Genomic DNA, 13,950 nt, shown 5'->3' with positions numbered 1-13,950 from the left:
TTATATGCGTCAACTATATAACCGGCGTCCGCTTCCCCATCCGTTCACCTCCCCTTTCCCGCCCATACGGCCGGCTTCGGTAGCTTCCGTCCCTGTGCGACTTCTCAGAACCCGAACCGTGGCGGTCCTCGCCGCCACCGCGACCGCCGGCACCCTGGCGTTCGCCCTCCCCACCGCCGCGCAGGCCGCGTCGACGCCCGATGTGCGGATCACCGAGTGGATGTACAGCCCCGGCACCACCGGCGGCGAGTTCATCGAGCTCACCAACCTCGGCACGACGCCGGTCAGCCTGACCGGCTGGTCCTTCGATGACGACAGCCAGACGCCCGGCACGGTCCCGCTGGACGGGCTCGGGACGCTGGCGTCCGGCGAATCCGCCATCATCACCGAGTCGGCGGATGCCGCCTTCCGGTCCGAATGGTCGCTCGGCGCCGACGTGAAGGTGCTCGCCGGGAACACGACCGGCCTCGGCCGCGCCGACGAGATCAACCTCTTCGACGGCCCGGATGCGGTCGCGAACCTCGTCGACCGGCTCACCTACAACGACCAGGGCACGGGCACCGTCAAGGGCCCGCGCACCCAGGGGAAGTCGGGCGTGCCCACGACGGCCGCGGCGCTCGGGGCCAACGATGCCTCGCAGTGGCAGCTTTCCGCCGTCGGCGACGCGGAGGGCTCATGGGCGTCGGCCAGCGGTGACCTCGGCTCGCCGGGAAAGAGCCGGTTCGCCCCGGCGCAGCCGGCGTGGAAGGGCATCCACATCAACGAGGTGTCGTCCGACAACACCGCCACCCCGGTCGGGGACGCGATCGAGCTCGTCAACAGCGGGTCGGTGGATGTGGACATCACCGGCTGGCTGCAGATCGACAGCGGGGCAGCGACGGCCGCCACGACCTTCTCCGCCAGCCTCGCCGACGGGACCCCGACGACGGTCGTGCCCGCTCACGGCTACGCGTACTTCTCCTCCACCAAGGGGCTGAGCAGCGGCGGGGACGGCGTCAAGCTCTACCTGCCGGACGGCACCGGAGGCACCGCCGGCACCCTGGTCGACTCCGTCGACTACACGGCAGGCGAAGCCGGCACCGACGAGGGCAATGAGTTCGGAGCGGGCGCGTTCGCACGCTGCCCTGATGGCACGGGATCCTTCGCCTCGGTGGCGACCAAGAGCTTCGGCGCCTCCAACGCCGCCGCGTGCCAGAACGTGCTCACCAACCCCGCCGACGGCGGCAACGGCGGCGGCAACACGCTGACCTGTCAGCCCGAGGCGCCGTCCGGCACGGGCACCCTCCCCGCCGGCGCGGGCACTCCCGTCGCCTGGCCGGGAAGCGCCACCGTCTCGGTTGCCGACTCGCTCTGCGCATGGGAGACCACGACCGGTCCGGAGGGCCGTGACGTCAGCGGCCTGGTCTTCGACCCGACCAACGCGAACGTGCTCTACAGCGTCAAGAACAAGAGCTGGGTGTTCCGCATGGTGAAGGAGAACGGCTTCTGGGTGGCCGACACCGCCAACGGCTGGGGCGCGGGCAAGCAGATCTTCTTCCCGGGCAGCAGCGACACCGCGACGAACCAGCCGGACTCCGAGGGGCTCACGGTCGGACCGGACGGAGCGCTCTACGTCACGACCGAGCGCAACAACGCCGCCAACACCATCCCGCTCAACTCCATCCTCCGCATCGACCCGACCTCGTCGGCCACGACGCTGGTCGCCACCGACCAGTGGAACCTGACCGCGGAGTTCCCGGAGCTTCACGCCGGGAACAAGACGGAGGCCAACCTGGGTTTCGAGGGCGTGACCTTCGTGCCGGACAGCTACCTCACCGCTAACGGCTTCCTCGACCAGTCCACCGGCACGACGTACAAGCCCGCCGACTATCCGCTGCACGGCACCGGCCTCTACTTCGCCGCGCTGGAGAACGACGGAAAGCTGTACGCCTACGCGCTCAACAGCGACCACACCTTCCACCGGGTCGCGGTCGTGGACACGAAGATGGGCCACGTGATGGACGTGCAGTTCGACGCCGCCACCCAGCGCATCTGGGCGCTCTGCGACAACACCTGCGGCGTCTCCTCCACCGTTCTGAAGGTCGACGGGACGGGAACGATCGTTCCGCAGGTCGTCTACAGCCGCCCCGCCGGTCTGCCGAACGACAACCTGGAGGGCTTCGCCCTCGCCCCGGCGTCCACCTGCGGCGGAGGGACGCGCGAGGCCCTGTGGTCGGACGACGGCGTGTACGGCACCGGCCCGGGCAGCCCGACGGAGGGTCACGCCCTCTACAGCGGACGCATCGCGTGCGACCTGCAGCTGGGCGGCCAGGGCGTCTCGGGACCGGCGACGGACCCGGCGGCGATCGCGCTGTCCGCAGGCTCTGGCGCGGTCGGGGACCGCGTCTCCGTCACCGGAACGCATTTCACGCCGGGCGCCCAGGTCACGTTCGTGTTCAACTCCACGCCGGTCACCGTCGGCACGGCGACCGCTGCATCCGACGGGACGCTGACCTTCGCCTTCACGGTGCCGGCGGTCCCCGCGGGCGCGCACACCGTGACCGCAGCGATCGGCGGGACGGTCGTCGCGACGGCGGCCTTCAGCGTGACGGCCGCCGGAACCGCGGTGTCGGCCGGCGATCCGGCGGCCCTCGCCTCGACAGGGTCCGACGTGAGTCCGGTGGCCGGGCTGATCGCCCTGGCGCTGCTGATCGGCGGCGGCCTGCTGATCGTGCTGCGCCGACGCGCTCGGACGCACACGGCCCGGGAGTGAGTGCGCCGGGGAGGGCCGGCTCGGCCGCGCCCTCCCCCGGCGACCCCTCGCACACACGCAATCCGACCAAGCAGAAGACTTTTCCAAAACTTTTGACACCCGTATGGGTCACGGTTTTGCTGGATGATGCAACAAAACCGGTGAGGACGCCGCAGAGCCGCGACGTCCGACGCATACAAAGGAGTATCCGCGTGTCAATCCGTCTTCGAGCCGGTCTCATCACTGCTGCAGTGATCGGGGCCGGAGCAGTGATCCTCTCCCAGGGAGCCGCCTTCGCGGCCAGGACCACCCCACCGTCCGCACCGTCCCACCACACCCCTGCGGCACCCGACTCCCTGCGCGCCCTGGCGTCGCAGTCGGGGCTGCGCATCGGCGCCGCCATCAACACCGATCTGCTCGCCACGAACTCCGACTACCGGGCGATCGCTGCGTCCCAGTTCTCGAGCGTCACTCCCGAGAACGTCATGAAGTGGGAGGTCGTCGAGCCGACGCAGGGCACGTACGACTGGTCGGCGGCCGACGACCTCGTCTCCTTCGCGCAGCAGAACGGGCAGCTCGTGCGCGGGCACACCCTGGTCTGGCACAGCCAGCTGCCCGCGTGGCTGAACGCCGCGGCGCCGTCGATGACCCCCGACGAGGTGCGCGCGCTCCTCAAGAAGCACGTCGTGGACGAAGTCACCCACTTCAAGGGCAAGGTCTGGCAGTGGGATGTGGTCAACGAGGCGTTCAACGACGACGGAACGCTGCGCGACACCATCTGGCTGCAGAAGCTCGGGCCCGGCTACATCGCCGACGCCTTCCGCTGGGCGCACCAGGCCGACCCGCGGGCCCTGCTGTTCTACAACGACTACAACATCGAGTACACGGGCCCCAAGAGCAACGCCGTCTACCAGCTCGTGAAGGACCTCACGGCGCAGGGCGTGCCGATCGACGGCGTGGGCTTCCAGACCCACCTCGACACCCAGTACCCGCTCCCGGACCTGCAGAACAACCTCCAGCGCTTCGCGGCACTGGGGCTGAAGGTCGCCGAGACCGAGGTGGATGTGCGCACGACGCTGCCGGTGACCCCGGTGGAGCAGAACGCCCAGATCGGCGGGTTCACCTCCACTCTCCAGGCCTGCCTGGCGGTGCGGGCGTGCCTGTCGTACACGGTGTGGGGCATCGGCGACGCGTACTCGTGGGTGCCCGATGTCTTCCCGGGCGAGGGCGCGGCAACGATCTACGACGAGAGCCTCCAGCCCAAGCCCGAGTACACCGCCCTGCAGCAGACGCTCGCTCTCGCTGCGGGCACGCCGGGGCGCAACGATCCGCGGCGCTGAGTCACCAGCGGGAGTCACGGAAGGGGTCGCACGGACGCGTTCGTGCGGCCCCTCCCGTGCGCCGCGCCCAGGTCGCGCTGCTATGGTTCCCGAGTCGGCACTGTGCCGACTTCAGGGAAGACGCCTCGTTGACAGAAGGACCCCCGGGTCCGGCCACGATCCCGTCGCCTCCTCTGTGCATACAAGAGGAGCGCCATGCCCGCGTCCGTTGAAGCCGTCGTCTACTGCGAAGGCCTGTTCGGGAGGCTCGACGGCAAGACCGCCAACGGTCTGGTCCGTCATTCCGAGAAGTACGAGATCCTCAGCGTCATCGACAGCACCTGCGCCGGCGAAGACGCAGGCCGGCTCCTCGACGGGGTGCCCAACGGGATCCCGGTGCTCGCGAGCCTGGACGCCTCCCTCGATCGCGCGGGTTTCATCCCCGACACCCTCATCTTCGGGATGGCGCCCACTGACGGCCGGCTGACCGCCGACCACCGCGCCGTGCTCCTCGACGGCATCGACCGCGGGATGAACCTGGTCAACGGACTGCACGAGTACCTCAACGACGACGCCGAGTTCGTCGCCGCCGCCCTCGTGGCCGGTGTGACGATCGAGGACGTGCGGCGGCCGAAGGAGATCGCGGAGCTGACGCTGTTCAGCGGCCGCATCTTCGACGTCACGTGCCCCCGCATCGCGGTGCTCGGCACGGACGGATCGGTCGGCAAGCGCACCACGGCCACGCTGCTCACCCAGGCGCTGAACGCGCAGGGCATTCGCGCCGTGATGGTCGGGACCGGGCAGACGGCGCTGATCCAGGGGGCCCGGTACGCAGTCGCGCTCGATGCCACCATCCCCCAGTTCTGCTCCGGCGAGGTGGAGGCGCAGGTCGTCGCCGCGTTCGAGGAGGAGGACCCGGACGTCATCATCGTCGAAGGCCAGGGCGCGCTGAGCCACCCCGCCTACCTCAGCTCGGGCGCCATCCTGCGCGGTAGCCGGCCGGAGGGCGTCATCCTCCAGCACGCCCCCGGGCGCGTGATGCTGGGCGACTTCCCGATGATGCCGATGCCGACGGCCGCGAGCGAGATCGCCCTGATCCAGGCGTTCAGCGACACCAGCGTCATCGGCGTCACCATCAACCACGAGGGCCTGACGGCGGCCGGGATCGACGACACGATCGCCGAGCACGAGGCCCAGCTCGGCCTCCCCGTCACCGACGCGCTCACCCGTCCGCTGGAGGAGCTCGTCGACATGGTGCTGCTCGCCTTCCCGGAGCTGGGTCTGCGCGGCGAGGCGCTCGCCGGTGCCGCGAGCACGGAGTCCAGCCTGGCGTAGTCGGTGGCCCGGAATACACTTCCGACATGGCCATCGACGTCCTCCCCGCCACCGGCCGCTTCGACGACTTCGCGACCTTCATGGTCCCGAGAAAACCCGGCGGCGGTGGATGCGTCTGCATGTCCTACCGCGACTCCCGCCTCGACATGCCCGGACGGATCGAGTACATGCGCACGGAGTGCTCCTCGGAGCCCGGCCCGGGCGTGCTCGCCTACCTCGACGGCGAGGTCGCGGGCTGGTGCTCGGTCGCCCCGAAGTCGACCTACCGCCGGCTGATGAACTCCCGCACCATCCCGCACCTCGACGAGGAGCGCGATCCGTGGTCGATCGTGTGCTTCGTCGTGCGCGGCGGGTTCCGCAAACGCGGCCTGATGCACGACCTGCTCGACGGCGCGGTCGAGCACGCCCGCGCCTCCGGTGCCGCGCTGGTCGAGGGCTACCCGGTCGACACCGGCGGTGAGCGCGTGGATGTGATCAGCGGCTACGTCGGAACGGTCGAGCTCTTCGAGAAGCACGGGTTCTCGCGCGTGCTGGCCACGGACGCCCACTCGGGCGGGCGGGTGCGCTGGCTGATGCGGCGCGAACTCGGCGCCTGAGGTGCACTGCGCGGCATGCTGTGAGAGTTCACATGAACGCTCTCTCAGGTTCATCCGCGCGTCACCGCGACCCGGTCGGATGGTCCGGTCACTCGACTGAAAGGACCCGTCCGCATGTTCCGTTCCGCTTCGCGCTGGAAGGGCGGCGCCGTGCTCATCGCCGCCTCCGGCGTGCTCGCCGCCGCGCTGCTTCCCGCGCCCGCGCTGGCCGCCACCTCCGACAACGGCGGCGCCGCCCGCAACCCCGACGACTCCACGACGGCGCTCCGCCAGTCGATCGTGAACGGGCCCGCCAAGAACGTCATCCTGCTCATCGGCGACGGGATGGGCGACAGCGAGATCACGGTCGCCCGCAACTACCAGTACGGCGCGGGCGGCATGCTGCCCGGCATCGACGCCCTGCCGCTCACCGGCCAGTACACGACCTACTCCGTGTACAAGGACGGCGCGAACAAGGGCAAGCCGGACTACGTGCCGGACTCCGCCGCGACCGGCTCCGCGTGGGCGACCGGCACCAAGACCTACGACAACGCGATCTCCGTCGACATCGACGGCAAGCCGCAGGCGACCCTGCTGGAGCTGGCCCGCGCCAACGGACTGCGCACCGGCAATGTCAGCACCGCCGAGATCCAGGATGCGACCCCGGCCGTGGAGGTCGCGCATGTCGGCGCCCGCTCCTGCTACGGGCCGGACAGCGCATCGTGCGGCTCCGACGCCCTGCAGAACGGCGGCCTCGGCTCGATCAGCGAGCAGCTGCTCGACGCCCGCGCCGACGTCACCCTGGGCGGCGGCTCGACCTCCTTCACGCAGACCGCGAAGGCCGGGCAGTGGAAGGACAAGACGCTGTTCGACCAGGCCGCCGAGCGCGGCTACCAGGTGGTCGGCGACGCCGCGGGCCTGGCGGGTGTGACGGAGGCGAACCAGCAGAAGCCGCTGCTCGGCCTGTTCACCCCCGGCAATTTCCCGACCCGCTACGCCTCGACGACGGCGACCGTCGGCGGCGCGGACCAGGCGCCGGTCACCTGCACCCCGAACCCGGCCCGGCTGGCGACCGACCTCTCGCTCTCGTCGCTGACGAACAAGGCGATCTCCCTCCTGGACAAGCCGGGCGGTGACGGCTTCTTCCTCCAGGTCGAGGGCGCCAGCATCGACAAGCGCGACCACTCGGCCGACGCGTGCGGTCAGATCGGCGAGACCGTCGACCTCGACGAGGCCGTGCAGGCGGCGCTCGCGTTCGCGAAGAAGGACGGCAACACGCTGGTCATCGTGACCGCCGACCACGCCCACACCAGCCAGATCGTCGACAGCACCCCGCCGGCGACCCTCTCGACCGCGCTGACGACCGCCGACGGCACCGTGATGAAGGTCGCCTACGGCACCGCGGCCGCCGGGGGCTCGCAGCAGCACACCGGCGCCCAGCTGCGCATCGCCGGGTACGGTCCCGGTGCTGCCGACGTCGTCGGCCTGACCGACCAGTCCGACACGTTCTTCACGATCGCCCGCGCACTGGAGCTGAACCGCGACTACGCGGCCCTCAGCGCCGGCGCCTCGGTGACGCTGAGCGCGACGACGGTGAAGCCGGGCGACCCGATCACGGCGACGCTGGCGGGCTTCCGCGGCGACCGTCAGGTCACCGGGGTCATGCAGTCCGACCCGGTCGCGCTGCCGCGCACCGACGTGCTGGGCGGATCGGCCGCCATCACGGCGACCGCACCGACCGACCTCGGCGCCCACACCATCACGATCACGGGTTCGCAGAGCGGGAAGTCGGTGACGGTGAACTTCGAGGTCACCGCTGACGGCCAGCCCTCCGGCGCCCTGCCCGGCGGATCGGCCGGGGGGTCGACCGGTGGCGGCAACGGCGCGGTGACCGCCGGATCCACCTCCGCGGGCTCGCTCGCCTCGACCGGCTCGATCGTCGCGCCGCTCATCGTGGTGATCGCGCTGGCCCTGCTGATCGCGGGCTACCTGTTCGTGACCCGCGGCCGTCGCCGCCCGGACGGTGCTCCGCAGGTCTGACCGGCAGACGCGCTCGCACGACGCCGAGGGCACGAAGGGGAGGGATCGCGGATCCCTCCCCTTTGCCGATACCGTCGGGATGTGGTCGACCCTTCCCTCGAAGGCCTCAGCGCCTTCCCCCTCACGCCCCTCGCCGGTGACCGACTCGACGAACGCGCGTTCCGCGCAATCGTGCGACGGCTGGCCGCCGCGCCGGTCGACTCGATCACCGCGCTCGGCTCCACCGGGTCGTACGCCTACCTTTCGCGCGAGGAGCGCCGCGCCGTCGTGTCGGCCGCCGTCGCCGAGGCCGGCGACACCCCGGTCTTCGCCGGCATCGGCGGCCTGCGGACCAGCCACGTGCGGCAATACGTGGAGGACGCCCAATCGGCCGGTGCCGCTGCGGTGCTCCTGGCGCCGATGACCTACCAGGCGCTGACCGCCGACGACGTCTACGGCCTCTATGCGGATGTGGACGCCGACCTCTCGGTGCCGATGATCGTGTACGACAACCCCGCAACGACCCACTTCACCTTCACGGACGATCTCTATGCCCGCATCGCGACACTGCCCACGGTCGCGTCGATCAAGATCCCCGGGGTTCCTGCCGATCCGGTCGCGGCGCGCGCTCGGATCGACCACCTGCGTTCGATCGTGCCTGGCGATGTGACCATCGGCGTCTCCGGCGATGCATCGGGCGCTGCCGGACTGAACGCGGGATGCGACGCCTGGTACTCCGTGATCGCCGGCACGCTGCCCGACCATCCGGCGGCGATCACCGCTGCCGCTCGGGCGGGCGACGCCGCGCGGGCGGAGGCGCTTTCGCACGAGTGGGACGGACTCTGGGCGCTCTTCGCGGCGTACGGCAGCCTCCGTGTGACCGCTGCTATCGCCGAAGAGCTCGGCTGGGCATCGCGCTCCTGCCTGCCCCGTCCGATCCTCGGCCTCGGCGCCGAGGATCGTGCACGCGTCAGCGAGCTCCTGGGTACGCTCGGGCTCACGACTCCGCGCTGAGCGCGATCGTCCCGATCCCGAGCGCGGCCAGGATCCCGGCCGAGATGCGCTCGAGCCACGTCGTGACAGCCGGACGCTTCAGCCAGGCGACGGCGCGGCCGGCCAGCAGCGCGACCACCACGAGGTAGAGCGAGCCGACCACGGCGACGATCGCGCCGAGCAGCAGGGTGCTGGCGATGGTCGAGCCGTCGTGGGGGACGAACTGCGGCGCGATGGCCAGGAAGAACAGACCGACCTTCGGGTTCATCATCGTGGAGAGCATCCCCGCCGTGAATCCCGAACGCAGCCCCGTGCGGCGGGCGGTCGGCTCGACGCCGTGCGCCGTGCCCTTCCGGCTCGCGATGAAGGCGGCGACGCCGAGGTAGATCAGGTACAGGCCGCCGACGATCTTGAGGATGCGGAAGACCTCGGCCGACTGCTCGAGTACGGCGGCGAGCCCCAGGGCCACCGCGACCGCCCACACCAGCGACCCGAGCGCGGTGCCCGCAGCCGCCGCGATGCCCGCGCCCTGCCGCGCCAGGCTGAAACGGAGGACGAGGAACGTGTCCGGTCCGGGTGTGAGGGCGAGCACGAGGCAGAGGCCGGCGAAGGCGAGCAGGCTGGCGACGGTCATGCGACCAGTATGCAGGCCGCTCAGGGCAGCAGGCGCGTGAAGTGGTGGGGAACGCCCTGCCAGACGGTGGTGATCTCGACCGGGCGGCCTTCCTCGGGCGCCTGGATGAGCATCCCGTCGCCGAGGTAGATCGCGATGTGCTCCTCGTCGTCGAACACCACCAGGTCGCCCGGCTGGGCATCGCTCTCGCTGATCGGGCGCCCGGCATCGTCCTGCAGGTGGACGAGATGCCCGAGGGGGATGCCGACGGCGGCGTACGAGACCATGACCAGTCCGGAGCAGTCGATGCCGGAGTGGTCCGAGCCGTCGAGCACGTACGGGTCGCCGAGGTAGCTGAGCGCTGTGGCGACGATCTGTTCGCGCGCGCCGCCGAGGGCGAGGGCGGAGACGATCGCCCCAGCGGCCCGCTCGCCCGCCGCGCCGCCGTGACCGGCGATGATGCCGGCGACCGCCGAGGCGACGGGGTCGTCGCGGTCGATGCGGGCGGACGCCACGATCGCCGAGACGGTCATAGCCTGGTGCGCCGCGCGCCCGCTGGCGGCGGCCGTCACGATGTCGATGGGCTCAGCGACGGCCGGCGGCGCCATGGCGATGCCGGCGAGGAGTGCGATGGTCGCGCCCGAGGCGCCGAGTGCGATCCCGCGGCGTGAGGAGCGCGGTGCCGACGCTGGTCGCGCGCCACGACTCCGCGAGGTGCGACCGCTCCGCTCGGCCCGTTCCTGCTCCAGAGCCCGCCGTCGTTCGCCGCCCGTCATCCAGACCTCGTCCGTCTCACGACCCGCACCCCATCGCCCGAAGTCCGCGCGACCGGGATCGAGCCTAAGGGGGTCGTGGCCCGATCCCACCGGGAGTCCTCTGAGTCGGACTGATGTTCCTCTCAGACGGAGGCCTGCGGCCGGATCGCGCTCCCGACCTGGGATGAGAATGGGGAGGCCCGTCACCGATCGGAGCCGCTCACGCCCCCCGTCGCCGTCTTCCTCACCACCTGGTCGTTCGACCCGGCCGCCGCTGCGCTGCTCTGTGCGGCGGCCGTGCTGTACCTGGGCGGCGTCCTCCGGCTCCATCGCCGGGGCCGCCGCTGGCCGCTTCGCCTGACGGCCGCGTTCCTGCTGCTCGGCCTCGGGTCGTACGCCGTCATCTCGTTCGGGTTCCTCGGCGCCGAGAGCACCGACCTCCGCTGGGCTTTCACGACCCGGATCGCGCTCCTGCTCTTCGTCGTCCCCGCGTTCCTCGCCCTCGGGAGGCCCGTCGCCCTTGCGCGCGTGGCGCTCGGCCCCGCCGGCCGCCGCCGCACCGACCGGGTGATGCGCTCCCGGCCGGTGCGCGCGTTCGGCAACGCCATCGCCGCCCCCGCGTTCGCGTGCGCGGTGTTCCTCGTCTTCCTCACGCCGCTCGCCGCCGTGCTGCGCGACTCGGTGTGGTCCGAGTGGACCATCTCCGTCCTCACCCCGCTCGTCGGAGTGCTGCTGGTGCTGCCGATCGTCGCCCACTCCGTCGTCCGCACCGGGTTCTTCATCACGGTGGAGTTCCTGCTCGCGTTCGTCGAGCTGGTGCTGGATGCGATCCCCGGCCTCCTGCTGCGACTCAACGACGGCATCCTCGACCACGCACCGGCGATCGTCGGGCGCATGCCGTTCTGGTTCCCCACTCCCCTGCACGACCAGCACCTCTCCGGCGACCTGCTCTGGTTCATCGCCGAGGTCGCCGACGTGCCCGTGCTCGTCCTGCTGTTCGTCCGATGGATGCGCCTGGAGCGCACCGAGGGCAAGCGCTACGACGACTTGAGCGACGAGGAGCTGGCGGAGCTGACCCGGCAGCACCTCCATCAACGCAACTGAGGCCGGCGCGCGTTACGCACCATGACGGCGCGCGTGCGGGCGGGGCCGGGTTCGCTCATCCTGGACCCATGACCAGGCAGATCCGCTTCAACGCGTTCGACATGAACTGCGTCGCCCACCAGTCGTCCGGTATGTGGCGGCACCCCGAGGACCAGGCGTGGCGTTACAAGGACCTCACCTACTGGACCGAGCTCGCAAAGCTGCTGGAGCGCGGGAACTTCGACGGCATCTTCATCGCCGATGTGCTCGGCACCTACGACGTGTACGGCGGCAGCAACGAGGCCGCCATCCGTCACGGCGCGCAGGTGCCGGTGAACGACCCCATCCTGCTCGTCTCGGCGATGGCGCTGGTGACCGAGAACCTGGGCTTCGGCATCACCGCGGGCACCGCCTACGAGCACCCGTACCCGTTCGCCCGCCGAATGTCGACGCTCGACCATCTGACCAACGGCCGCGTCGGCTGGAACGTCGTCACCGGATACCTGCCCTCCGCCGCCCGCAACATGGGCCACGACGACCAGCTGCAGCACGACGACCGCTACGACCACGCCGACGAGTACCTCGAGGTGCTCTACAAGCTGTGGGAGGGGTCGTGGGAGGACGACGCGGTCATCCGCGACCGCGAGTCCGGTGTCTTCACCGATCCGTCGAAGGTGCACGAGATCGGCCACCGCGGCAAGCACTTCACGGTGCCGGGCATCCACCTCTCCGAGCCGAGCCCGCAGCGCACGCCGGTCATCTACCAGGCCGGCGCATCGAAGCGCGGCATCGCGTTCGCTGCGGAGAACGCGGAGGCGATCTTCGTCGCGGCGTCCACCAAGGAGGGTCTGAAGGCGACCGTCGGCAAGCTCCGCGACGCCCTCGAGGCCGCAGGCCGCGACCGGTACTCGGCGCGCATCTACACGCTGCTGACGATCATCACCGACGAGACCAGCGAGAAGGCGCAGGCCAAGTTCCAGGACTTCCTGCAGTACACCAGCGACGAGGGCGCGCTCGTCTTCATGTCCGGGTGGATGGGCGTCGACCTCTCGCAGTACGACCTGGACGAGCCGATCGGCAACGTCGACAGCAACGCCATCCAGTCGGCCGTCGCGAACTTCCAGCGGCCGAACGAGGACGGCGGCGAGTGGACCGTGCGCGACATCGGCCGCAACGGCGCCATCGGCGGCCTCGGCCCCTTCATCGTCGGCTCGGCCGCCGAGATCGCGGACCAGCTGCAGGAGTGGGTCGAGGAGACCGACGTGGACGGCTTCAACCTCGCGTACGCCATCACGCCCGGAACGTTCGAGGACATCGTCGAGTACGTCATCCCGGAGCTGCGCAAGCGGGGCGCGTACCCCGAGGAGTACGCGCCGGGGACGCTGCGCAACAAGCTGCACGGCGCGGGCGACCGACTGCCCGACACGCACCGCGGAGCGCAGTACAAGGTCGCTGCATCCCCCGCTGTCTGAGAATCTGTAGACCATCGCTCCTCTAGCCTGGCTAGCGATATGCTGAGCAGAGACGCGGCTCCCGCCGCGCCTCAGTGGCGACCGAAGGGCAGGCCATGACGGACACTGCGGCGATCCAGGACCAGCTGCGCGAGCTCCTCGACGGAGAGCGCGGGCTGAAGGACCTGCTCGGCGGGAACCCCGAGTGGTACCCGGCGCTGATCCGCCAGCTCGAGCTCGCCGTGGGCGACGCCCGGATCATCTACCTCGGTGCCGCCATCGCCTCCGGTCTCTCCACCGTCACCCTGCGTGTCGGCATCTTCACCGAGCACACCGTGGTCGCCGCCGAGGTCATCGACGACAGCACCCCGGGTGCCCAGGTGGTGACGCGCGTCGAGAGCCGTTCCGGCCTGCTGCGTTTCGAGCTCTCCGGCGGGACGGAGAGCGACAACAGCATGGAGTCATCCTGGCAGGGCGGCTTCCGCGTGCGGGCGTTCTACCGCTCCGGCCTGGTCGTCACCATTCCCGCCAACATCGTCGACACCGAGGCCAAGCGCGTCTCGGTGCACGCCGTCCTCGACGGCATCCGCGCCGACCTGCAGGCGCGACCGCCGTCCTCCGTCCTGAACGACTGACCAGCCCGACGGGCCGGGAGGAACCATGATCTCGTCAGCGGTCACCCTCAGCTATCGCGACGCCCCGGCCGCGATCGCCTGGCTCGAAGCACTCGGTTTCGACGTGCTCCAGCTGCAGTCCGGGGATGACGGGACCGTGGTTCACAGCGAACTGCGCTGGGCCGACACCGTCGTGATGCTGGCGTCGGACGATGCGCCCTACGACGTCCCGCCGCTCGTCGGCGCTTCCACCGGCGTCGGTCTGTACCTCGTCACCCAGGACGTGGACGGGATGTTCGCGCGCGCCGTCGCCGCGGGCGCCACGGTGGTGTTCCCGCCCGAGGAGACGGAGTGGGGCAGCCGTCGCGCGCGGGTGCTCGACCCCGGCGGGCGCGAGTGGAGCTTCGGCTCCTACCGGCCCGGCCAGCAGTGGAGCGCGTCGGCCTAACCGCGAGGACCCAA

General features: G+C 70.6%; 12 protein-coding genes. 10 read left to right on the top strand and 2 right to left on the bottom strand.

Translation table 11 applies throughout. The features are described from left to right. Positions 1 to 118: 118 nt before the first annotated feature. From ACF1AJ_RS16950 to ACF1AJ_RS16925, 6 genes are all read left to right on the top strand, one after another. Positions 119 to 2,752, top strand: a complete 2,634-nt coding sequence (locus ACF1AJ_RS16950; protein ID WP_391508408.1) for a lamin tail domain-containing protein — start codon at positions 119 to 121, stop codon at positions 2,750 to 2,752. Between the two features lie 191 nt (positions 2,753 to 2,943). After that, entirely contained in the window at positions 2,944 to 4,071 is a 1,128-nt protein-coding gene (locus ACF1AJ_RS16945) for an endo-1,4-beta-xylanase (protein ID WP_391508407.1), read from the top strand. A 195-nt stretch (positions 4,072 to 4,266) separates the two neighbouring features. Then, the gene (locus ACF1AJ_RS16940) at positions 4,267 to 5,385 is read left to right on the top strand and encodes a DUF1611 domain-containing protein (RefSeq protein WP_391508406.1); all 1,119 of its coding nucleotides are present in this window, start codon (positions 4,267 to 4,269) and stop codon (positions 5,383 to 5,385) included. Positions 5,386 to 5,411: 26 nt separating this feature from the next. Then, the gene (locus tag ACF1AJ_RS16935) at positions 5,412 to 5,981 is read left to right on the top strand and encodes a GNAT family N-acetyltransferase (RefSeq protein WP_391508405.1); all 570 of its coding nucleotides are present in this window, start codon (positions 5,412 to 5,414) and stop codon (positions 5,979 to 5,981) included. A 114-nt stretch (positions 5,982 to 6,095) separates the two neighbouring features. Then, on the top strand, positions 6,096 to 8,000 hold the full coding sequence (gene phoA / locus ACF1AJ_RS16930; protein WP_391508404.1) for an alkaline phosphatase: 1,905 nt from the start codon (positions 6,096 to 6,098) through the stop codon (positions 7,998 to 8,000). Positions 8,001 to 8,081: 81 nt separating this feature from the next. Then, positions 8,082 to 8,993, top strand: coding sequence for a dihydrodipicolinate synthase family protein (locus ACF1AJ_RS16925; RefSeq protein WP_391508403.1), 912 nt, complete (start codon positions 8,082 to 8,084; stop codon positions 8,991 to 8,993). Here ACF1AJ_RS16925 and ACF1AJ_RS16920 read toward each other — a convergent pair. Together ACF1AJ_RS16920 and ACF1AJ_RS16915 are read right to left on the bottom strand one after the other, a co-directional pair. Next, positions 8,977 to 9,606, bottom strand: coding sequence for a LysE family translocator (locus tag ACF1AJ_RS16920; protein WP_309854054.1), 630 nt, complete (start codon positions 9,604 to 9,606; stop codon positions 8,977 to 8,979). The genes ACF1AJ_RS16925 and ACF1AJ_RS16920 overlap by 17 nt on opposite strands. A 20-nt stretch (positions 9,607 to 9,626) precedes the next feature. Continuing rightward, positions 9,627 to 10,361, bottom strand: a complete 735-nt coding sequence (locus ACF1AJ_RS16915) for a C40 family peptidase (protein ID WP_391508402.1) — start codon at positions 10,359 to 10,361, stop codon at positions 9,627 to 9,629. A 276-nt stretch (positions 10,362 to 10,637) separates the two neighbouring features. Between ACF1AJ_RS16915 and ACF1AJ_RS16910 the strand changes: the two genes are divergently transcribed. The 4 genes from ACF1AJ_RS16910 (at position 10,638) to ACF1AJ_RS16895 (ending at position 13,936) form a co-directional block, all read left to right on the top strand. After that, the gene (locus ACF1AJ_RS16910) at positions 10,638 to 11,444 is read left to right on the top strand and encodes a cytochrome c oxidase assembly protein (RefSeq protein WP_391508401.1); all 807 of its coding nucleotides are present in this window, start codon (positions 10,638 to 10,640) and stop codon (positions 11,442 to 11,444) included. Between the two features lie 68 nt (positions 11,445 to 11,512). Continuing rightward, positions 11,513 to 12,895 carry an LLM class flavin-dependent oxidoreductase gene (locus ACF1AJ_RS16905; protein WP_391508400.1) on the top strand — a complete coding sequence of 461 codons (1,383 nt, stop codon included), beginning with the start codon at positions 11,513 to 11,515 and terminating at the stop codon, positions 12,893 to 12,895. A gap of 95 nt (positions 12,896 to 12,990) precedes the next feature. Beyond that, positions 12,991 to 13,509: a hypothetical protein gene (locus tag ACF1AJ_RS16900; protein ID WP_391508399.1), complete on the top strand. Its 519-nt coding sequence runs from the start codon at positions 12,991 to 12,993 to the stop codon at positions 13,507 to 13,509. A 25-nt stretch (positions 13,510 to 13,534) separates the two neighbouring features. Next, a complete protein-coding gene (locus tag ACF1AJ_RS16895; RefSeq protein WP_391508398.1) occupies positions 13,535 to 13,936 on the top strand; it encodes a VOC family protein in 402 nt (133 codons plus the stop codon). Positions 13,937 to 13,950: the final 14 nt, after the last annotated feature.

The sequence above is a fragment of the Leifsonia sp. NPDC014704 genome, assembly GCF_043083605.1.
GTDB lineage: Bacteria > Actinomycetota > Actinomycetes > Actinomycetales > Microbacteriaceae > Leifsonia.
This window is presented reverse-complemented; position numbering and strand designations above follow the sequence as displayed.